Source organism: Aquitalea sp. FJL05 (genome assembly GCF_003852595.1).
GTDB classification, from domain to species: Bacteria; Pseudomonadota; Gammaproteobacteria; order Burkholderiales; family Chromobacteriaceae; genus Aquitalea; species Aquitalea aquatilis.
In genome coordinates this window covers 140,369-161,003 of record NZ_QAJS01000005.1, presented here as the reverse complement: position 1 = coordinate 161,003, position 20,635 = coordinate 140,369, and the positions used below count along the sequence as shown (strand labels likewise).

General features: G+C 60.0%; 17 protein-coding genes. 2 read left to right on the top strand and 15 right to left on the bottom strand.

All coding sequences use genetic code 11. The features are described 5' to 3' along the window. Window positions 1-105: 105 nt before the first annotated feature. The 13 genes from DBR44_RS04180 to mutY all read right to left on the bottom strand — a co-directional run bounded on the left by DBR44_RS04180 (window position 106) and on the right by mutY (window position 14,334). A complete protein-coding gene (locus DBR44_RS04180) occupies window positions 106-969 on the bottom strand; it encodes a CheR family methyltransferase (RefSeq protein ID WP_124642349.1) in 864 nt (287 codons plus the stop codon). Window positions 970-1,046: 77 nt separating this feature from the next. Beyond that, window positions 1,047-1,397 carry an iron-sulfur cluster insertion protein ErpA gene (gene erpA, locus DBR44_RS04175; RefSeq protein ID WP_103525493.1) on the bottom strand — a complete coding sequence of 117 codons (351 nt, stop codon included), beginning with the start codon at window positions 1,395-1,397 and terminating at the stop codon, window positions 1,047-1,049. Window positions 1,398-1,493: 96 nt separating this feature from the next. Next, the gene (gene argC / locus DBR44_RS04170; protein WP_124642348.1) at window positions 1,494-2,537 is read right to left on the bottom strand and encodes an N-acetyl-gamma-glutamyl-phosphate reductase; all 1,044 of its coding nucleotides are present in this window, start codon (window positions 2,535-2,537) and stop codon (window positions 1,494-1,496) included. 101 nt (window positions 2,538-2,638) lie between these two features. Then, window positions 2,639-4,519: a methyl-accepting chemotaxis protein gene (locus DBR44_RS04165; RefSeq protein ID WP_199730966.1), complete on the bottom strand. Its 1,881-nt coding sequence runs from the start codon at window positions 4,517-4,519 to the stop codon at window positions 2,639-2,641. 351 nt (window positions 4,520-4,870) lie between these two features. After that, a complete protein-coding gene (gene rpsI / locus DBR44_RS04160) occupies window positions 4,871-5,263 on the bottom strand; it encodes a 30S ribosomal protein S9 (protein ID WP_103526466.1) in 393 nt (130 codons plus the stop codon). A 10-nt stretch (window positions 5,264-5,273) separates the two neighbouring features. Continuing rightward, a complete protein-coding gene (rplM, locus tag DBR44_RS04155; RefSeq protein WP_059284599.1) occupies window positions 5,274-5,708 on the bottom strand; it encodes a 50S ribosomal protein L13 in 435 nt (144 codons plus the stop codon). A 545-nt stretch (window positions 5,709-6,253) separates the two neighbouring features. Then, window positions 6,254-6,964, bottom strand: a complete 711-nt coding sequence (gene deoD, locus DBR44_RS04150; RefSeq protein ID WP_124642346.1) for a purine-nucleoside phosphorylase — start codon at window positions 6,962-6,964, stop codon at window positions 6,254-6,256. Between the two features lie 24 nt (window positions 6,965-6,988). Then, entirely contained in the window at window positions 6,989-8,203 is a 1,215-nt protein-coding gene (locus DBR44_RS04145) for a phosphopentomutase (RefSeq protein WP_124642344.1), read from the bottom strand. Between the two features lie 17 nt (window positions 8,204-8,220). Continuing rightward, window positions 8,221-9,546: a thymidine phosphorylase gene (deoA, locus tag DBR44_RS04140; protein ID WP_124642342.1), complete on the bottom strand. Its 1,326-nt coding sequence runs from the start codon at window positions 9,544-9,546 to the stop codon at window positions 8,221-8,223. A gap of 117 nt (window positions 9,547-9,663) precedes the next feature. Beyond that, complete coding sequence (gene deoC / locus DBR44_RS04135; protein ID WP_124642340.1) at window positions 9,664-10,431, bottom strand: deoxyribose-phosphate aldolase; 768 nt, start codon at window positions 10,429-10,431, stop codon at window positions 9,664-9,666. 174 nt (window positions 10,432-10,605) lie between these two features. Continuing rightward, complete coding sequence (locus DBR44_RS04130) at window positions 10,606-11,028, bottom strand: NUDIX hydrolase (protein WP_124642338.1); 423 nt, start codon at window positions 11,026-11,028, stop codon at window positions 10,606-10,608. A gap of 9 nt (window positions 11,029-11,037) precedes the next feature. Further along, window positions 11,038-13,242 (bottom strand): bifunctional (p)ppGpp synthetase/guanosine-3',5'-bis(diphosphate) 3'-pyrophosphohydrolase, encoded by a 2,205-nt coding sequence (locus DBR44_RS04125; protein ID WP_124642336.1) that lies wholly within the window; start codon window positions 13,240-13,242, stop codon window positions 11,038-11,040. 54 nt (window positions 13,243-13,296) lie between these two features. Next, window positions 13,297-14,334: an A/G-specific adenine glycosylase gene (gene mutY / locus DBR44_RS04120; RefSeq protein WP_124642556.1), complete on the bottom strand. Its 1,038-nt coding sequence runs from the start codon at window positions 14,332-14,334 to the stop codon at window positions 13,297-13,299. Window positions 14,335-14,453: 119 nt separating this feature from the next. Between mutY and DBR44_RS20065 the strand changes: the two genes are divergently transcribed. Further along, complete coding sequence (locus DBR44_RS20065; protein ID WP_370449623.1) at window positions 14,454-17,405, top strand: THUMP domain-containing protein; 2,952 nt, start codon at window positions 14,454-14,456, stop codon at window positions 17,403-17,405. Between the two features lie 93 nt (window positions 17,406-17,498). On the opposite strand, the gene DBR44_RS04110 is transcribed toward DBR44_RS20065, so the two are convergent. After that, window positions 17,499-18,455 (bottom strand): DMT family transporter, encoded by a 957-nt coding sequence (locus DBR44_RS04110; RefSeq protein ID WP_124642334.1) that lies wholly within the window; start codon window positions 18,453-18,455, stop codon window positions 17,499-17,501. Between the two features lie 203 nt (window positions 18,456-18,658). Here DBR44_RS04110 and DBR44_RS04105 point away from each other — a divergent pair, with 203 nt between their 5' ends. Further along, entirely contained in the window at window positions 18,659-19,264 is a 606-nt protein-coding gene (locus DBR44_RS04105; RefSeq protein ID WP_103526307.1) for a MarC family protein, read from the top strand. Window positions 19,265-19,274: 10 nt separating this feature from the next. Here DBR44_RS04105 and DBR44_RS04100 read toward each other — a convergent pair whose 3' ends face one another. Next, window positions 19,275-20,270 carry a DNA-binding protein gene (locus DBR44_RS04100; RefSeq protein WP_124642332.1) on the bottom strand — a complete coding sequence of 332 codons (996 nt, stop codon included), beginning with the start codon at window positions 20,268-20,270 and terminating at the stop codon, window positions 19,275-19,277. Between the last annotated feature and the right edge of the window lie 365 nt (window positions 20,271-20,635).

Genomic DNA, 20,635 nt, shown 5'->3' with positions numbered 1-20,635 from the left:
CTCCAGCAGACGTGACAACGGGCAAGACGCGCCTGCCCGTTTGGCTAACTCGATTGAGACCCCGGATACTACGCCGCAGCGTAGGCCGGCTCAATGGGATGGCTGCTACTTTTTTGCCGCGTGCTGGTAAACGGTTTTGCCCTTGAGGTGAAAATAATCCGAGGCAAAATAGAAATTTTCCGAATGGCCGACAAACAGCAGGCCGTCCGGCTTCAGCAATGGGGCAAATTTTTTCAGCACCGCAAACTGGGTGTCGCGATCAAAGTAGATCATCACATTGCGGCAGAAAATGGCGTCGAACTGCTTGCGCAGCGCCCAGTTGTTCTCGATCAGGTTCAGCCGCTGGAAAGTGATCATATTGCGTAATACTGGCTTGGCCTGATAGTTGCCATCCGGCAGTTTGTCGAAATACTTCTGCGCATGGCCGGGCGGCAGACGGGCGATCTTGTCGTCGGAATAAATGCCCTTGCGACCGGTTTCCAGCACGCTGGTGTCCAGGTCGGTCGCCACAATGCTGATGCTGGGCTTGTTGGCCAGCGGAAAGGCTTCCAGCGCGGTGATGGCCAGCGAATAAGGCTCCTCGCCGGTAGACGAGGCGGCACACCAGATGGACAGCTCGCTGGCGCCTGCTGCGCCCCGCTGTTTCAGATGCTCGGCCAGAATGGGGAAATGATGTTCTTCGCGGAAGAAGAAGGTCAGATTGGTGGTAAGCGCGTTGACGAACTGCTCAAACTCGCGCTTGCCGGACACCGACTCCAGAAAATCCACATAGGCAGCAAAACTGGCCAGCTTCAACTCGCGAATACGCCGCACCAGCCGCCCGTACACCATGTCTTTCTTGGACGGATTGAGCGAAATGCCGGCTTCCTTGTAGATCAGTTTGCGGATGCGTTCGAAATCGGCATCGCTGAAACTGAACTCGCGATTGAATTCCACCTTGGGCAATACCAGCGGCGGCAATTTATTCATCTTGATTTTCCCCGATACAAAAAAACCCGGAACAGAGTCCGGGTTTTCATTCTACTCCTGTTTGCATTCGCTCCGGTTTACACCGAGAAGGACGAACCGCAACCACAAGTCGTGGTGGCGTTCGGATTGCGAATGACAAACTGGGAGCCTTCCAGGCTTTCCTGATAATCGATCTCGGCACCCACCAGATACTGGTAGCTCATCGGGTCGACCAGGAAAGTGACACCGTCTCTCTCTATAGCGGTATCGTCCTCATTGGCGATTTCGTCAAATGTAAAACCGTACTGAAAACCGGAGCAGCCACCACCGGTCACGAATACGCGCAGTTTCAGATCAGGATTGCCCTCTTCCGCGATCAGGTCCAGCACCTTGTTGCAAGCGCTGTCGGTAAAGTTGATCGGGCACGGCATTTCGGTAGTAGCAGACATGGTTCACCTCGCAAATCGATTTCGGCCTTGCGGCCATTCACCTACTATTTTAGTCGGATATCGGGGCGAATGGCCAACATTCAATGGCCGAGTGCATCAAGGCAGCAACGGCACGATGTCCAGACCGGCATTTTCCGGCTGGCCGAACATCAGGTTCATGGTCTGCACCGCCTGGCCGGATGCGCCTTTCACCAGATTGTCCTCCACCACCAGGATGATCAGCAGATCACCATTACCCGGCCGATGTACCGCGAGGCGCGCGGTATTGGAGCCCCGTACGCTGCGCGTTTCCGGGTGGCTGCCGGCCGGCAGCACATCGACAAAGGGTTCGCCGGCATAGCGCTGCTCGAACAGCGCCTGGAAATCAGTCGCCATGGCTTCCGGCTTGATGCGGGCATAGATGGTGGAATGGATGCCACGAATCATCGGCGTCAGGTGCGGCACGAAAGTCAGCTTGACCGGCGCACCATGAATGGCAGACAGACCCTGCTCGATTTCCGGCGAATGACGATGGCCCTTCACCGCATAGGCCTTGAAATTGTCACCGGCTTCAGCCAGCAGCGCGCCAACTTCGGCCTTGCGCCCGGCACCGGACACGCCGGACTTGCAGTCGGCAATCAGGGTCTGGGTATCGATCAGTTGCTTGCCGCCCTCCAGCAGCGGCAGCAGGCCGAGCTGGACCGAGGTGGGATAGCAGCCGGCCATGCCCACCAGACGTGCCTGGCGGATGGCTTCGCGGTTGACTTCCGGCAGGCCGTAAACGGCTTCGGCCAGCAGGTCGGTACAGCTGTGCTCCATGGCATACCATTGCTGGAATACCGCCGGGTCTTTCAGGCGGAAATCAGCCGCCAGGTCGATGACCTTGACGCCGGCCGCCAGCAACTCGCGCGCCTGAGCCATGGCCACACCGTGCGGGGTGGCGAAAAACACCACATCGCACTGTGCCAGCGGGGTGTCGTCCGGAGTGGAAAACGCCACGTCCACGCGACCACGCAGGCTGGGGAACATCTCGGCCACTTTCATGCCCGCTTCCTTGCGCGAGGTAACGGCCACGACTTCGGCACCGGGATGACCGGCCAGAAGACGCAACAGTTCGACACCGGTATACCCCGTGCCGCCGACGATGCCCACCTTGATCATGCTGTACTTCCTTGTATAAATAAACGTCGCAAAAGCGACAGTCTAAGGACTAGCCTTGCGCGATGCAACATCGTTCTGGCGCATACATCAGCCGGGCGCACTCACAAGCGGAACTGCGCCACCATGGCTTGCAGATCGGATGACAACCGGTGCAGCTGGGCGACGGTCTGCATCGCGCCCTGTACCGCCTGATCGGTTTCCATGGTGGCACGGTTGGCCTGCTCCGCTGCCCGTGCCATTTCGGTGGTGGCCACCGACTGTTCGCGGGTGGAATCGGCAATATCGTGAATCGAACCCACTACCTGGGCAATCTGGCCCTGAATGCCCGACATATCCTGTGCCACGCTGCGCGAAGCCTCGACGCCGCTAGCAACAGAGCGCTGCGTCTCGCTCATGTCGTTCAGTGCGGTACGGATGTCACCATGGGTGGCGTCGATCAACTGGCCGATTTCCACCGTCGCCTTGGCCGTGCGCTCGGCCAGCTTGCGCACCTCATCCGCCACCACGGCAAAGCCACGACCAGCCTCACCGGCACGTGCCGCTTCGATGGCGGCATTCAGTGCCAGCAGATTGGTCTGATCGGCAATATCGCGAATCACGCCGATGATGGTATTCATCTGGCCGGAGCGATCACCCAGCGCATTCAGTGCACCGCCCAGACGGCCCACTTCCTGGGCGATATGGGCAATATCATCCGCCAGTTGGCCAACGGCCTGGGCCGAGTGCTGCGAGGTGGCACCAGTCTGGCTCGCCACTTGCTCGGCCATGCTGGCATTGTCGGCAATGTGATTGATGCTGACGGTAATCTGTTCGATGGTGGCGGCGGCGGCGCTGGACACCTCGGACTGCCGCTCCGACTGCTGGCCTACGGTGTGCGTCACCTGTTTCAGGCTGTCCAGCTCGCTATTGAGCGACAAGGCATGTTCGCGCACATCGATGAACATGCGCCGCAAGCTGGCGACAAAACGGTTGAAGGCTTCGGCAGTCTGGCCAATCTCATCCTGCTGTTCAACATGCAGCTGATGCGTCAGATCGGCATGACCACTGGAAATCTCCAGCAAGGCATCACGCAAACGCACCAGACCACGCAGCAGCCGGGTCAGTACCAGTTGGGCCAGCACAATGGCAAGCACGCTGCACAACAAGCCCGCCACGACCAGCGTGATCAGCAAGCCCTGTAAAGGTGCCAGGATGGCAGCCTTGTCGACCACGCTGCCCAGCACCCAGTCCGAGCCGGGCACCGGTGTCAGCTGCAGGAATACCGCACGGCCACCGATCTCGATTTCTTCGCTCTTGCTGCTATCCGTCGCCTGCTGCAGCAAGGCAGCATCCAGCCTTGGCATCACCTCGGCCACCGGTTTGAGCGTGCTGTCCGCAGCCGGGTGCGCCACAATCCTGCCGCCCCTGGTCGCCAGGAAAGCATAGCCGTCACCACGCAGCCTGATGCCCTGCACCAGGCTGATGATCCCTTCCAGCGAAATATCCCCGCCCACCACGCCCTGTAGCTGCTGATTGCGCAGCAAGGGATAAGCCACGGTCACACCGAGCTTCTTGGTGCTGGCAAAGACATACGGCTCGGTGACGATACCACCACCGGCGGCGGCGGCCTGCTTATACCAGGGGCGCGCTGTCGGGTCATAACCGTCCGGCGCTTTCTTGTCCGCCTGCTGGTAAACCATGCGCTTGTCGGCATAGCCGGCAAACAGCTGGTCGAACCGCCCTGCCGTCTTGCCCTGCTGCAATTGCGGCAGCACATCGCCCGTGCTCACCAGCAAGCTGGCCGTTGCCTCCACCGCATCCTTGCGCTGGGCCAGCCAGTTGCCCAGTGCACTGCGATTACCGAGCATGGCCGCGTCCAGTTCGTGACGCACCCCTTCAATGATTTCCGTGCGCATGCGCTGATAGGACAGCACCGACAATACCGTTACCACGACCACCAGCAAGCTGGCGACAAAGGTCAGCAAGCGTTGTTTCAAAGACATCTGGTTTTCCTGTTGATCAACTTGTTGGCAGGTAACATGGGGCCCCTGCCAACTTGGCCGGCAGCAACAGCCAGGCCATGAAAAGGCGGCCACCTTACACCGAGACACGGTAAGGGTAAACCTGTTAAACCCTGCGGCATTTTCTTTGTAAACTAATTAATTTAAATGACACTTTAAAGACATTAATATGAATATGGTCTTATCTGTCAGGAAAAACAGTGGGAAACAGGAGTAGAGCAACAGGAGAACAGCCGACGGGAGAGGCCACTAGCCCCAAGCGGGAAGATGGGGACGGTGAAAATAGAAAAAGCCGCCCGAGGGCGGCTTTTCTGAAAACAGTAAACCTTGCGATTAACGCTTGGAGAACTGCTTGGCACGGCGAGCTTTACGCAGGCCGACCTTCTTACGTTCAACTTCACGAGCATCGCGGGTAACATAACCTGCAGCGGACAGAGCCGGTTTCAGGATAGTGTCGAAGTCGATCAGAGCGCGGGTGATACCGTGACGGATCGCACCTGCCTGGCCGGTTTCACCACCACCAACAACATTAACTTTAATGTCGAAGGATTCGAGGTTTTCGGTCAGAACCAGCGGCTGGCGGATAACCATGCGACCGGTTTCGCGGGCAAAGTATTCGTCAACCGGCTTGCCGTTAACGATGATCTGACCGCTACCCTTTTGCATGAACACGCGAGCAACGGAGCTCTTGCGACGGCCGGTGCCGTAGTAGTATTTACCGTTCATTCTCTATGCCTTAAAAACGAAATTCCAGCACTTTGGGCTGCTGGGCAGTGTGCGGATGTTCGGTACCAGCGTACACCTTGAGCTTCTTGATCATGGCGTAACCCAGCGGACCCTTCGGCAGCATGCCTTTTACGGCTTTTTCCAGAACGCGCTCCGGGAACTGGTTTTGCAGTTCGGTGAAGTTGCGTTCGTAGATACCACCAGGATAGCCGGAGTGACGGTAGTACTTCTTGTCCAGCGCTTTGTTACCAGTAACACGCAGTTTGTCAACGTTGACTACGACAATGTAGTCACCAGTATCAACGTGCGGAGTGTATTCCGGCTTGTGCTTGCCACGCAGGCGGTGAGCGATTTCGGCGGCGAGGCGACCCAGCACCTTGTCTTCGGCGTCGACCACGAACCACTCGCGCTTAACCTCATGCGGCTTGGCAGAAAAGGTCTTCATGGAACTCTTCCATCGTAATTCTTGAAAGTTACGGATTCTAATGCAGCGCCCTTCCCACTGTCAAACCATTGTGCGACAAAGAAAATGACGAGGACTAAACCAGGGCAAAAACCGCTCGTTTTTGCCACAGTTGTTGCGAAAACAGGCAAACGGGCGATTTTCCACTATCCAGGGCTGGACAGCGATCATAAAGCAAAAAAAAAGGCGCAATCCATTCTGATTGCGCCAAGTTCCACCTAAAAGAAGGAGGATGGAGGAGACAACACCAAAACGCACACATTGCATGCCACGTCCTGATGCAGCTTTCATTATCTGCACCGTCTCCCGGTTTGGCAAGACTTTTTTGTGCACCGCACTAAAATATGCTGCGCATTGTGCAACAGCAAGGCAATCCATTGTTATCAAAAGGAAAAAGCCCACTGCAAGCGGGCTTTACACTTGTGAAGCACAACAGAAAAGCTGCTTTTCAGTGCATATTTCTCTGAAAATGAACTGCAAAACCAGTGCTGATGCTGCATTGCAATATGCAGCATGTCCCAGCCGTTTTACAGCCGGATCGCCGTTGCCAGCGCCAGCTCCATCATCTCGCGGAAGGTGGTTTGCCGCTCTTCGGCGCTGGCTGCTTCACCCGTGGGGATGATGTCGGAAACGGTGAGAATACCCAGCGCACGGGCACCATACTGGGCCGCCACACTATAAATGCCAGCCAGCTCCATCTCGATGACCTGCACATTCATTTTTTCCAGCACCTCCAGCATATTGGGCTCGACGCCGTAGAACAGATCGGCCGAAAACACATTGCCCACGGTGACCTTGCGCCCCTGCTCGGCAGCCACGTCCATGGCGGTGCGCAGCAGTTCGTAGTCGGCGATGGCGGCAAAGTCGTGCTGGTTGAAGCGCATGCGGTTGACCTTGCTGTCGGTACTGGCCCCCATGGCGATGTACAGCTCGCGCAGCTGGGTACGGGCGGTAACGGCACCGCAGGAGCCAATACGGATGATGTTTTTCACCCCGTAGTGCTGGATCAGCTCGGTGGTGTAGATGCTGGCGGAGGGAATGCCCATGCCATGCGCCATGACCGACAGCCGCTTGCCCTGGTAGCTGCCGGTATAGCCCAGCATATTGCGCACGCTGGTGACCTCGCGGACGTCCTGCAGAAAGGTTTCGGCAATCATCTTGGCGCGCAGCGGGTCGCCCGGCATCAGCACGGTTTCGGCGAAATCACCCGGCTGGGCGTTGATATGCGGTGTGGTCATGATGGTTTTCCTTATGGGATAGGTTCAGTTCAGAAATGAGGTGCCGTAGTCCATGGCGGGCAGGCCCAGATGCGCAGCCACGCTCTGACCGATATCGGCAAAGCTGCCACGCTCGCCGATGGAGCCGGGCTTGACGCCATGGCCGTAGCACAACACCGGGATATGCTCGCGGGTGTGATCCGAGCCGGGCCAGGTAGGGTCGCAGCCGTGGTCGGCCGACAGGATCAGGATATCGCCCGGTTGCAAGGCGGCCATGACCTCCGGCAGACGGTGGTCGAACTGCTCCAGTGCAGCGGCGTAGCCGGCCACATCGCGACGATGGCCGTAGCTGGAATCAAAATCGACGAAGTTGGCCATGATGATGGCGCGCTCCTGCGTGTCACGCATGGCGGCCAGCGTGGCATCCCAGATCTGGTCGAAGCCGGTAGCCTTGTGCTGTTCGGTGATGCCTACATGGGCGTAGATGTCAGCAATCTTGCCGATGGACACCACCTGGCCGCCAGCATCGGCCAGCTTTTGCAGCACGGTGGCGGCTGGCGGCGGCACAGCCAGGTCCTTGCGGTTGCCGGTGCGGGCAAACTGGCCGCGCCCTTCCCCCAGAAACGGCCGCGCAATCACCCGGCCGATATTGTAGGGCTCCAGTGCTTCCCGCGTAATCCGGCACAGCTGATAGAGCCGCTCCAGGCCAAAGCTTTCTTCGTGGCAGGCGATCTGGAATACCGAATCGGCCGAGGTATAGAAGATAGGCTTGCCGCTGCGCATGTGTTCTTCACCCAGACGATCGAGAATTTCCGTGCCGGAGGCGTGGCAATTGCCCAGATAGCCCGGCAGGCCGGCCTTGGCCACGATGTCGTCCAGCAGGGCCTGCGGGAAGCTGTTGTCCTTGTCGTGGAAATAGCCCCAGTCGAACAGCACCGGCACCCCGGCGATCTCCCAGTGACCGGACGGCGTATCCTTGCCGCTGGACAGTTCGCGGGCATAGCCATAAGCGGCAACAGGTGCGGCCTGCTCCATGCCGGCAGGGAAATAGCCAGAGGACAGCTGACAGGCATGGCCCAGCCCCATTTTCGACAGGTTGGGCAGGCACAGCGGGCCGCTGCGGCCCTTGTCGGCACGGCCAGCAGCAGCTTCCATGGCGATATGGCCCAGGGTATTGCTGCCGGCATCGCCGAATTGCGGTGCATCGGCAGCAGCACCGATGCCGAGTGAATCAAGTATCAGGATGATGGCGCGTTGCATGATGTGGTCTCCTGCGCTCAGCGGCGGTGGATGGTCTGATAGACCAGCGGCAAGGCCGCTGGTGCTGCCTCGCTCAGGCTAATGGCACTGCTGATGCGGCGGGCGGCTTCGTCGGCTCCGCGCTCATCAGCAGCATGAATCAACAACAAGGGCTGATCGGCGGCCACCCACTGCCCCAGTTCGACAAACTGCGTCAGGCCGACCCGGTAGTCCAACTGGTCGCTGGCCAGGCGGCGGCCGCCACCCAGCGCACACACCGCCATGCCCAGGGCCCGGGTGTCCATGGCGGCGACAAAGCCGCTGCGCTCAGCATAGACCGGGCGCAGCACCGGTGCTGCCGGCAGATAACGCTGATGGTGCTCGACAAAATCTGCCGGCCCACCCAACTCGGCCACCATGCGCGCAAAGATCTCTGCAGCGCGGCCAGAGTCCAGCGCCTGCTCCAGTCGCTGGCGCGCATCATCTTCGCTGGTGGCCAGCCCACCGGCCAACAGCATTTCACTGCACAAGGCCATGGTGATGGCGTGCAGCCGCGGATTACGCTGCTCGCCCTTCAGATAGCCTACCGCCTCGGCGGTTTCCAGACTGTTACCTGCCGCTGAGGCCAGCGGCTGACTCATGTCGGTAATCAGTGCACTGGTGCGCACTCCCGCGCCATTGCCCACCTGCACGATGCGTTCGGCCAGCGCGATGGAGGCTTCCATGCTGGGCATGAAAGCGCCGCTACCGGCCTTGACGTCCATCACCAGCACATCCAGCCCGGCGGCCAGCTTTTTCGACAGGATGGAGGCGGTAATCAGCGCGATGGATTCCACCGTGGCGGTGATGTCGCGCGTGGCATAGAAACGGCGGTCGGCCGGGGCCAGATCGCCGGTCTGGCCGATGATGGCCACGCCGACCTCACGCACCACCTGACGCAGACGCTCTGGTGTGGGAAAGGGGTTGTAGCCTGGAATGGCCGACAGCTTGTCCAGCGTGCCGCCGGTATGGCCCAGGCCGCGGCCGGAAATCATCGGCACAAAACCGCCACAGGCGGCAATCAGCGGGCCCAGCATCAACGACACCACGTCGCCGACACCGCCGGTGGAATGCTTGTCCAGCACCGGGCCGGGCAAGTTCAGGTCGGCCCAGTGCAGGCAGCGGCCCGAGTCGCGCATGGCCAGTGCCAGCGCGACGTTTTCTTCCAGCTCCATGCCGCGGAAATACACGGCCATGGCCAAGGCGGCTATTTGGCTGTCGGCCACGCTGTCATCGGTAATGCCAGCCACAAACTGCTGAATTTCCTCGGCCGACAGCGTCTGGCCATCGCGTTTCCTGCGAATGACTTCTTGTGGCAAAAACATGCTGTTCTCCTGCGGCGACGCTGCTGCATCTGCGGCAGCGGCCGCAAAAAATGATGGCCGAAGACAGGCTTCGGCCCTGGTATGGCAAGCGATATGCCGCTAGCCCTGCCGCTTGCTTCAATAGCCGCTGGCAGGCGCGCTGCGCATACCGGCGATTTCCGCCTGCAAGCTGGCCAGCAGGCTGGACGCACCAAAACGGAAGTGCTCTGCCGTCACCCACGACTCGCCCAGCAGGTGTTCGGCCAGGTCGATGTATTCAGCTGCATCGGCGGCACTGCGCACGCCACCCGCCGCCTTGAAGCCACAATGGCCGCCAGTGGCGCGGATGGCTGCCAGCATGATGCCGGCGGCTTCCAGTGTGGCATTGACGGCCACTTTGCCGGTGGAGGTCTTGATGAAGTCGGCCCCGGCTTCGATGGCGATCAGGCTGGCCTGACGGATCAGTGCCGATTCGTGCAGCACGCCGCTTTCGATGATGACTTTCAGCACTTTGTCACCACAGGCGTCCTTGCAGGCTGCCACCAGCTCGGCCCCGACTGCGGCATTGCCGGCCATCAGGGCACGGTAGGGAAACACCACGTCCACTTCATCGGCCCCGGCAGCAATGGCGGCTTCAGTTTCGGCAACGGCGGCCGCGATATCAGCGCCGCCGGCGGGAAAGTTGGTCACCGTGGCCACTTTGACCTGCGACAGGCCCAGCTCATCCAGCGTGCGACGCGTCAGCGCGACAAAGCGCGGAAACACGCACAGCGCCGCCACAGTACCGGCACTGCTGCGAGCCTGCTGGCACAGGGCGATCACCTTGGCATCGGTATCGTCATCGTTCAGGGTGGTAAGGTCCATCATGGACAGGGCGCGACGCGCGGCAGTAATGAGTTCTGACATGGGATTCCTGCTGGGTTGTCATCTGCATGCCAGGCAATGGCCAGCGGCCATGCCCGCAGATTCAAGGGACAGATTATGGAAATATCTTTAGCTGAAAGCAATCAGGAATAACAGGAAGTGCCCAGCCCGGACAATGGGCTCAATGATCAGTCACGCAGCAGAGAACAACCACGCCTAGTCGCCCATGTGCTGCAGATAGTGTTGCAGACGTTGCTGCAGATAGGGGACGGCGGCGCGGTGGCCAAGGTACTCGGCAGGCGTCATCCAGCGCCAACACTGGCCTTCGTCACCAAAGCGGATGGCCGCGACCTGCTCCGCACGGAGCTGGCCCACCATGAAAAAGCTGACGACACCGGACTGGTGCCAGCTGGGGTAGCTACGCTGCCAGAGCAGTTGCTCCGGCTGTAGCAGGATGCCGAATTCTTCTGCGGTTTCACGCTGCAGACAGGCAAACGGACTTTCCTGCCCTTCGCGGCCGCCACCGGGGAAATCCCAACAGGCGGCAAACGGCAGGCCGGGTTTGTCGTCACGCAGATACACCAGCAGGCTGTCCTGATAAAACAGCGCCGCCTTGGCTCCGCAAAACGGCTCACTCATGGCCAGCCCTTACACGCGCCGCGCGTCGGTGACGCCGGGCAGCTCCATCATGCGCGCCAGTACCCGGCTGATGTCCTGTACCTGGCGTACTTCCACGGTAAAGCGCATTTTGGCGCGCATATCGCGCGACAGGGTGTGCACGGCAATCAGGTTGAGCTTTTCCCGTGACAGCACATCGGAAATGTCGCGCAGCAGACCACCGCGATCCAGCGATACCACTTCGATATCAATCGGGAACACGCTGCTTTTCTGCTCGCCCCACCCCGCTGAAATCAGCCGTTCCGGCACATCGGCCGACAGGCGCTTGAGCGTGAGGCAGTTGGTGCGGTGAATGGAGATGCCCCGGCCCTTGGTGACAAAGCCAACCACGGCATCCGGCGGTGCCGGCTTGCAGCACTTGGCCAGCACCGTCATCAGGTTGTCCACCCCTTCGATCAGGATGCCGCCTGCGTCATGGCCGCCCCGACTGGCGCGGATGATGCTTTCCGGCTCCACATCGGCCGGCGGCGGCGGGGCAAAGCTGAGAATGGCATTGGCCACGGAGCGCACGGTAAGCTCGCCATGCCCCATGGCACCGTACAGCTCGTCCATCTTGGCATAGCCCAGTTTCTCCGCCAGCGCGCCCAGATTGGGCTGGAGATGCGGATGGCGCGCCAGTTCGCGCTCGAACAATTGCTTGCCGGTTTCGCGCACGGTATCGGCATTCTGCATGCGGATGTACTGGCGGATCTTGGAAATGGCACGGTGGCTCTTGACCCAGCCGTCGTGCAGCCAGTTGACCGACGGCCCGCCTTCCTTGGCCGTGAGGACTTCCACTCGCTGGCCGTTTTGCAAGGGTGTGGACAGGGGCACGATCTGCCCTTCCACCTTGGCACCACGGCAGCGGTTGCCCAGGCCGGAGTGAATGGCATAGGCGAAATCGATGGGAGTGGCACCGTGCGGCAGCGCCAGCACCCGGCCTTGCGGGGTCAGCACATAAATGGTGTCGGAGAACAGCTCGGTCTTGAAGGCTTCGGCCAGCCCTTCGCGGTCCGACATTTCCTCGCGCCAGTCCAGCAGTTGGCGCAGCCAGGAGATTTTTTCCTCGTACTGCGCATCGCCCTTGCCGCCTTCCTTGTAGCGCCAGTGCGCGGCCACGCCGAACTCGGCATGTTCGTGCATTTCGAAGGTGCGGATCTGCACTTCCAGCGCCTTGTCTTCCGGGCCGATCACCGCGGTGTGCAGGCTGCGGTAATTATTGGCCTTGGGGTGGGAGATGTAGTCGTCGAACTCGCCGGGAATGGGCTGCCACATGCCGTGGATGATGCCCAGCGCGGTATAGCAGTCCGGCAGCTTGTCCACCAGGATGCGCACGGCACGGATGTCGTACAGCTCGGAAAAGTCGAGCTTTTTCTTCTTCATCTTTTTCCAGATAGAGAAGATATGCTTGGGCCGCCCCGCCACCTCGGCCTTGACTCCAGCCGCTTTCAGCTCGCCACGCAGGGTATCCAGCACGCGGCCGATATAGTCGATACGCTCCAGCCGGCGCTCGTCCAGCAGCTTGGCGATTTTCTTGTAGCTGTCGGGCTCGGTATGGCGAAAGCCCAGGTCTTCCAGTTCCCACTTGATCTGCCACACCCCCAGGCGGTTGGCCAGTGGGGCAAACAGGTCGAGTGTTTCGGTAGCGATGGCGCGCCGTACTGCCTCGTCATGCACATGGGGCAGGTAGTGCATGGTCTGGGTGCGCCAGGCCAGCTTGATCAGCACTACGCGAATATCCGCCACCATGGCCAGCAGCATCTTGCGCATGGTTTCCGCCTGGCGGGCGCGCTCTTCCGGGGTTTCCAGCTTGTCGATGCGCGCCAGTTCGGTAATGCGACGCACGCCGCCCACGCCATCCACCAGCACGGTCACGGTCTGGCCGAAGTTTTCCGTCATCCATTCCTGCCATTCAGCGCGCTGGTCCGGCACGGCAAACAGCAGGGTGGCGACGATGGCATCGGTCAGCAGATTGAGGTCCGCCACAATGGCTGCGGCGGATACGGCATGGCTGAACAGGTCTTCACCGGTACTGGCCAGCGCCTTGCCACGGTAGAGCTCGCGGGCGGCCGCGAAGGCGCGGCTCAACAGGGCGGACTCAGCCTCGGGCAGGCTGGCGGACAACAGTTCCAGCCACCGCGTCGGGTCGGCAGCATCGGCCAGGGTATCGGCCATCGAACGTACTACGGAAACCATATTTCACACCTGGGCAGCAATGCTGCACAAAAAATGGATGCCAACTTCCGTCGGTCAGGCCAGCAGACGTTGCAACAGTCGCTTCACCGGTGCGGGCAAGCCCGCCTCCAGCGCCTGCTGCAAGGGTATCCACTGTCCGGCGGATTCCTGCACTCCGGTGGCAGCCAGCGTATCCAGCCGCGCCGGCACCGGGGTAATGATCAAGCGGTAATGGGTAAATACATGCTCCAGCTCGGGCCAGGAGGGCAGCACATCACCACTGCCCTGCTGGGCAAACCAGGCCTCCAGCGCCATGCTGTCGGCAAACTCCGGCAGCGACAACAGCCCGCCCCAGATGCCGGAAGGCGGCCGCCGCTCCAGCCAGATACGGTCTCCATGCTGCGCCAGCAACATGACGGTGTGGCGGGTGGGCACCGCCTTTTTCGGGCGCGGCGTCGGCAGCTCGTGGGTGCGGCCCTGGCGGGCAGCCACACAGCCATCCACCATCGGGCAAACCGTACAGGCCGGCTTGCGGCCGCATACGGTGGCGCCCAGGTCCATCAGGCCCTGGGTATAGGCTGTCATCTGGTCGCTGTCGGCAGGCAGCAGGGATTCGGCCAAGGCCCACAGCTGCTTTTCAACCGCTTTTTCGCCGGGGAAACCGGCAATGCCGAAGCAGCGCGCAAGCACTCTTTTGACATTGCCGTCCAGAATGGTTTCGCGCTGACCGAAAGCGAAGGACGCAATGGCTGCGGCGGTGGAGCGCCCCACACCTGGCAGGTGCTGCAAGGCCTCGCGCTGCGCCGGAAAATGGCCGCCAAATTCATCCATCACCATCACGGCCGCCTTATGCAAATTGCGCGCCCGGCTGTAATAGCCAAGCCCGCTCCACAAGGCCAGCACCTCGTCCACCGAAGCGGCCGCCAGCGACGCCACATCGGGGAAGCGCTGCAGAAAGCGAGCGTAGTACTCCAGCACCGCCGTGACCTGCGTCTGCTGCAACATGATTTCCGACAGCCACACCCGATAGGGGTCGCTCACCTGCCAGGGCAGATCGTGACGGCCATGCTGTTTCTGCCAGGCCACCAGGCGGGTGGCAAATGAATCCTGCAACATGCGGACCCGCGTTTATGCAAAAGGGAACCGGACATGCTACCTCAAAGGCGAGGAGGCACCAAGCAGTGTCGCGGCAAATAAGGTAAAATGAAAGATTGCTTATTAAGGATGTACCCATGGCCACTTTCCGTTCACGCCAGCGCGCCAGTCTGCGCCGCGATATCAGCAGCAGCGAAACCAACTCCGCTCAGCCTGCCGCTGGCAACGCCGCAGCATCAGCCGACGGCGCGGCCAAGGGGCCCATCATCCAGAAAAAAGCGCCATCTGCCGACGGCCCGCGCGATCCTTATTCTGCGCGCCGTCCGGCCGGCGGCCAGCCGCCACGCCAGGGCGAACGCCAGTTCCAGCAACGCGATGGTGACCGCAAGCCATACAACCGCGACGACCGCGAGCGCAAGCCCTACCCGCCGCGTGACGGCGAAAAGCGTTTCGAACCGCGTGATGGCGAACGCAAGCCGTACAGCCGCGACGACCGTGAGCGCAAACCCTACCCGCCGCGTGACGGCGAAAAGCGTTTCGAACCGCGTGATGGCGAACGCAAGCCGTTCAACCGCGATGACCGTGAGCGCAAGCCCTACCCGCCGCGTGACGGCGAAAAGCGTTTTGAACCGCGCGATGGCGAACGCAAGCCGTACAACCGTGACGACCGTGAGCGCAAGCCCTACCCGCCGCGTGACGGCGAAAAGCGCTTCGAACCGCGCGATGGCGAACGCAAGCCGTACAACCGCGATGACCGCGAGCGCAAGCCCTATCCGCCGCGTGATGGAGAAAAGCGTTTTGAACCGCGCGATGGTGAACGCAAGCCGTTCAACCGTGATGACCGTGAGCGCAAGCCCTACCCGCCGCGTGACGGTGAAAAGCGCTTCGAACCGCGTGATGGCGAACGCAAGCCGTACAACCGTGACGACCGAGAGCGCAAGCCCTATCCACCGCGTGAACGCGATGCTTCGGCACCGCGCAGCCTGCACCCGACCGACAGCCGTGGCGATCTGCACGAATCGCGCCGCCCGGAAGGCGAGCGCAGCTATCAGCGTGATCGCGGCCCGTCCGGCCGCAAACCGCTGAACAGCCAGCCGGATCGCCAGATCGAACACAAGCCCCATGCACCGCGTCATGTGGAACGCGATGTGCCTGCAGCGACCACGCCGACTATTCCGGCAGCGGTAGAGCAAGGCCCACGCAAGCTGTTTTCCAAACCGGCCGAGCGCAATCCGCAGCCAGCCGCACGTGATGACAGCTTCCGCCGTGAAGAAGCCCCGCGCCGTTTTGAACGCGCAGAGCAACACAGTCCGCGCAGCTACGACAAGGCACCCGTCGAGCGGGAAAACCGTTTCCGCAGCGACGATGCGGCCCCGCAGGAACAGGCACCGCGCAAGCTGTTCTCCAAACCGGCCGCACAGCACCAGGACAGCCCGCTCGAACAGGCCGCGCGCCCGAGCGAGCGCAATGATGCCGCCAGCTACTACGACCCGGAAATCCTGCCGGCACCGAGCGCCGAGCGGGAAAACCGCTTCCGTCGTGATGACACCGCACCAGCCGCCGCACCGCGCCGCTTCGAACGCGAAGACAAGCCGCGTGCCGAAGGCAGCCAGCGCAAACTGTTCAGCAAGCCATCCGACAGCCCGCGTGACAACAGCTTCCGCCGTGAAGACAGCCGCGAGCAGGCCCCGCGCCGTGATGCACGCGACGAACGTGGCAGCTGGAGTGATCGACCGAGCAGCCTGAAGCCATTCGACAATAATCGCCGCATGGAGCGCGACCCGCGCGCACCGCGCCAGCACGACAGCCGCCAGCATGGCGACAGCGCCAAACCGGCCTGGAGCGGCAAGCCCGCAGAGCAGTCGGTCTACGCTCTGTCCGGCCTGCGTCACAATCAGCTGGCCTTGTTCTCGCCCTGCCCGCGCGGCCTGGAAATGACCCTGGTCGCCGAGCTCAATGCGCTGGGCGCCAGCAATGTCAGCAAGGTAGACGGCGGCGTAGCATTCAATGGCGACGCCGACATCATGATGAAGGCCAACCTGCACAGCCGTACCGCCAGCCGCGTACTGCTGAAACTGGCCGAAGGCGGCTACCAGCAGGAAAGCGACATCTACCAGCTGGCCATGCAGATCGACTGGCCGCGCTGGTTCGACGTATCGCGCAGCATCAAGGTGAAAACCGACGCCATCGGCGCACAATTGCGCAGCCTGGATTTTGTTTCGCTCAAGGTGAAAGATGCCGTGTGCGACCGCTTCCGTCAGGCCAATGCCGGCCGTCCCAATGTGGACACCCGCGAACCTGACATGCGCATCCACACCTTCCTTACCCGCGACCATGCCACCATCTATCTGGACACCAGCGGCGAGCCGCTGTTCAAGCGCGGCTGGCGCGAGGAAACCGGCGAAGCACCGCTGCGGGAAAACCTGGCCGCCGGCATCTTGCTGATTGCCGGTTACGATGGCAGCCAGCCCTTGCTGGACCCGATGTGTGGCAGCGGCACCTTCCTGGTGGAAGCCGCCGACATCGCCCTCAAGCGTGCGCCGGGCCGCAAACGCCGCTTCGGCTTCCAGCGCCTGCGCGAATTCGATGCCCTGTCCTGGGAAGCCCTGCTGAGCGAAGCCCGCGCGGCCGAGCTGCCGGTGCGCGATCTGGCCATCAAGGGCAGCGACCGCGCCCGCAACATGCTACCCATTGCCCGTGCCAACCTGCAACGCGCCGGCCTGGTCGATGCCATCGAACTGCAGGCACAGGACATTCTGGAAGCACGCCCGTTTGCCGACAGCGGCTTTATCGTCACCAACCCGCCCTATGGCGTGCGCATGGATGAGCAGGACGCGCTGGCCGAGCTATACCCGCAGCTGGGCGACTGGCTGAAAGCGTATTTTGCCGGCTGGACCGCCCACTTCTTCAGCGGCGACCTGCGCCTGTCCGACATGATTCACCTGTCGGTCAAACGCCGCACTCCGCTGTTCAACGGCTCGCTGCCCTGCCGCCTGTTTGCCATTCCCATGGTGGCCGGCAGCGCCCGCCGCGAAAAACCGGCGGCAGATGCAGATAACGCTGCCGATGAAGGGAACGCTGCCGAGTAATCCCCTGCGGCATGCGTGATAAACAAGGCCCGGCATTGCCGGGCCTTGTTTATCTTCCTGTATTTACCGTGTAACCGGTTTTACAGCGCCAGATCACGCATCCTGGCGTGCTGCTTCGGCATGCCACTGGACAAGATACCCGCCAAACACAATAAGACAGATACCTAGCAGCTCGAATGCGCGAGGCATGTGCGCATCAAGCGCATAACCGTAGGCCAGAGCAAAAATGGTCTCCAGACAAAGCACTCTCCCGGCCACGATGCTGGAAATATGGCGTGACGACACATTCCACAGCCACATTGCCAGATAAGACACAAAGACACCCAAAAACACGACACCAAGCGTGAAGGCGATTAATCTGTCGGCAGAATAGGCTTTGAACACCGATATATCATACCCAGCAAATACCAGAGCACATAGCGAAAACAGAATGCTTTGCCATAATGCGCAAATACCCAACAACCCAGCCCAGCGCAATGAAGAAATACCAATATTCGACTTAAGAAAGCTGGCATTGGCAATGCAATATATTGTAAGCAACGACAAAGCAATCAACGAAAAACCGATACCGCGAACATGGTCGCCATCAAGCGACAGGCCTGATGAATTATTCACATTCAAATAATTAATCAATATAATTCCAAAAACAATCAATCCCATACCAGGCAGCAAACCGAGCAGCGACTGTCTCTTGTCTTGAAACGCAGCAAGCAGGATAACAGATACGGGTAACAATCCAATAATCAGCGCAGGATAGACGAAGCCACTATATTTGATACCCAAGGTCAAAAAAAGATAATAGCCCACATTGCCACAGAATGAGATTGCATTTCCCGCCATGAAAATGGGCAAGGAGATTTTTACATTACCCAAACCCAATAGCAGTAAAATAACAATCGAAGTAATGCCATATATTGCATAACGAAAAACGGTGATCAACTCCGAGGGAAAATCATGCAGGGCATACGGAACAATAAAAGCCGCTCCCCACAAGGCATTTGCGCCAACACCTAGCGCCACATAAAAATTCGCATTCATATCACGGGCCATGGCACAAACTCCAAAAATAGAATGGCAGAATACCCATCTCAAAATTAATAAAAACGCAACTTTGAAATATTACGATCACCACCCCATTCCAATTATCCCAACGACCACTTAATTGCAATAGCATTTTTCCCAAAAACAAACTATCAAGAAAATAGCTGTCACTACAGACAGAACACCACTACCACCAACACCTCGACACCACCATGCAAACATCTTTCATTTCCGCCACGGTCTTGCTGATTCTGATTACCGATCCGCTGGGGAATATCCCGCTGTTCATCAGCGCGCTCAAACAAGTCAAACCGGAACGGCGTAAAAAGGTGGTCTATCGCGAATGCCTGATCGCTTTTCTGGTCTTGCTGACCTTCATGTTCTTTGGCCGCAATTTTCTGGACGTGATGCACCTGACTGATCAGTCGATGCAGGTAGCTGGCGGGGTGATCCTGTTTCTGATTGCGCTGAAGATGATTTTCCCCAGCGAGGGCGGTAGCGTGTTCGGCAGCGACAAGATGCATGGCGAGCCCTTCATCGTGCCGATTGCCATTCCGCTGATTGCCGGCCCCTCGGCCATGGCCACGGTGTTGCTGATGTCCACCCGCGAGCCGGCGCGCATGCTGGAGTGGATAGGCGCACTCACCATCTGCATGCTGGTTACTACCGTGGTGTTCCTGTTTTCCGGGCGGCTGCAAAAACTGCTGGGCGAGCAAGCGATTACCGCGCTGGAACGGTTGATGGGCCTGGTGCTGACGGCCATTTCCATTGAGATGCTGCTCAGCGGCGTCGCTTCCTATATCCGCCAGTTCCACTGAGCCTGAGCGGCTAGCGGGCCTTCCATATTTGATCCGCCTGCTCCGCATCGGCAGACGACAGCTGGCCGGGCAGGCTGGGACTGAAGGCCACCGTTTTCAGGCGCTCCAGACGCTCCGCCTGCTCTTCCGGTGTCGCCAGCTGTATCTGCTTGAGTTGCTGCAGTTGCTGGCGCAAATTAGCCACCGCACGATAGGCGCTTTCCTTGTCCGAACGCAGCGTGCGCAGCTCTTCCTGCATTTGCTCCAGCTTGTGCTGCAGCTCGTCCACTTCCTCTTGTGCTTGCAGCTGCTGCTGTTTTGCCAGGTCCGCCTCCTGCTCCGACTGCGTCAGTTGGCTGCGCAAGGCATCCACTTCCTGTTGTAATGCCGGCACCCGCTCATCCTGCAACACTAGCGGCGGGAGCGGCGTTGCAGCGCTCTGCGCTTGCTCGCGCATCTGGTGCAAAGCCTGCTCAGCCTCCGCCCAACCTTGGCGCGCGTCATCCAGTTGTTGCTGCAGCTGTAGTACCCGCTCATCCTGCAGCACGTCGCGCACCGCGGCCGTAAGCGGACTCGCGTTGGGCTGCTGTTGCTGTGCATTGAGCCCCAGCACCTTGCTCAAATGCTGCCGCAGCGCATCCAGCTCCTGTGCCTGTTGCTCACATAACAAGGCCAGATCGCGTTGCTCGGCCAGCCATTCTTGCCGGTCATCCTCCCAGGCAACCTGTGCCGACTGCAGATACTGATTGGCCAACTGTCGCGCCTGCTGCCAGGTACGGTCGAGGACAAGCCCGGCAATCTCCTTGAATTCGGCAGGCAGATCCTGCGGCAGCGGGGCCATATGGGCGCGCTGGCTCATCCGCCATTCCATGAACACCTGGCTGGTAACATTCATATCCACCCCTGCCAGCCTGCTGACTTCATCCAGTAGCGGAAAGCATTGCTGGTCGTTTTGCTGGTACAGCAGAGAAGCAAGGCTCTGGATACGTTCACGTACATCCGCAGGAATGCATGCTGCCTGACTCATGAAATTTTCCTTTTTTTTGACAACACATCTGGCTCACCTGCAGTGGCGCACGCTGCGGCATGTAAAGCACACTCGTCGGCCACGGCCCGGTGAACATCGCCAGTTCATCGCCTGGATGAATACTGGACGCTGGGGTGTTCATCTTGCCATTTGAATAAACAATTGAGAATAACAGCAATAAATATCCGTAGCGAACAACCGCAACTGCCAAGTAGTGCTGCACCCGGCCGGAATCTGCCGCTCACTTAGAACAGCCAGCAAAAACCCTGCTGCTGCGTTGCAACCTCCTGGCCCTACCCTTGTGCTGTCTGCGTCGGCGGGCCTTGCATCAGGGACGCGATGCTTGTTGTTAGCCGCTCCTGGCA

Bases quoted from the DNA above. Each gene is read 5' to 3' on its own strand.
- DBR44_RS04105 (WP_103526307.1), top strand. From the start codon at position 18,659: ATGCAAACATCTTTCATTTCCGCCACGGTCTTGCTGATTCTGATTACC.
- DBR44_RS04180 (WP_124642349.1), bottom strand. From the start codon at position 969: ATGAATAAATTGCCGCCGCTGGTATTGCCCAAGGTGGAATTCAATCGC.
- DBR44_RS04100 (WP_124642332.1), bottom strand. From the start codon at position 20,270: ATGAGTCAGGCAGCATGCATTCCTGCGGATGTACGTGAACGTATCCAG.
- rpsI (WP_103526466.1), bottom strand. From the start codon at position 5,263: ATGAACGGTAAATACTACTACGGCACCGGCCGTCGCAAGAGCTCCGTT.
- DBR44_RS04145 (WP_124642344.1), bottom strand. From the start codon at position 8,203: ATGCAACGCGCCATCATCCTGATACTTGATTCACTCGGCATCGGTGCT.
- deoD (WP_124642346.1), bottom strand. From the start codon at position 6,964: ATGACCACACCGCATATCAACGCCCAGCCGGGTGATTTCGCCGAAACC.
- DBR44_RS04130 (WP_124642338.1), bottom strand. From the start codon at position 11,028: ATGAGTGAGCCGTTTTGCGGAGCCAAGGCGGCGCTGTTTTATCAGGAC.
- DBR44_RS04110 (WP_124642334.1), bottom strand. From the start codon at position 18,455: ATGGCCCGTGATATGAATGCGAATTTTTATGTGGCGCTAGGTGTTGGC.
- erpA (WP_103525493.1), bottom strand. From the start codon at position 1,397: ATGTCTGCTACTACCGAAATGCCGTGCCCGATCAACTTTACCGACAGC.
- DBR44_RS20065 (WP_370449623.1), top strand. From the start codon at position 14,454: ATGGCCACTTTCCGTTCACGCCAGCGCGCCAGTCTGCGCCGCGATATC.
- DBR44_RS04165 (WP_199730966.1), bottom strand. From the start codon at position 4,519: ATGTCTTTGAAACAACGCTTGCTGACCTTTGTCGCCAGCTTGCTGGTG.
- argC (WP_124642348.1), bottom strand. From the start codon at position 2,537: ATGATCAAGGTGGGCATCGTCGGCGGCACGGGGTATACCGGTGTCGAA.
- deoC (WP_124642340.1), bottom strand. From the start codon at position 10,431: ATGTCAGAACTCATTACTGCCGCGCGTCGCGCCCTGTCCATGATGGAC.
- DBR44_RS04125 (WP_124642336.1), bottom strand. From the start codon at position 13,242: ATGGTTTCCGTAGTACGTTCGATGGCCGATACCCTGGCCGATGCTGCC.
- rplM (WP_059284599.1), bottom strand. From the start codon at position 5,708: ATGAAGACCTTTTCTGCCAAGCCGCATGAGGTTAAGCGCGAGTGGTTC.
- deoA (WP_124642342.1), bottom strand. From the start codon at position 9,546: ATGTTTTTGCCACAAGAAGTCATTCGCAGGAAACGCGATGGCCAGACG.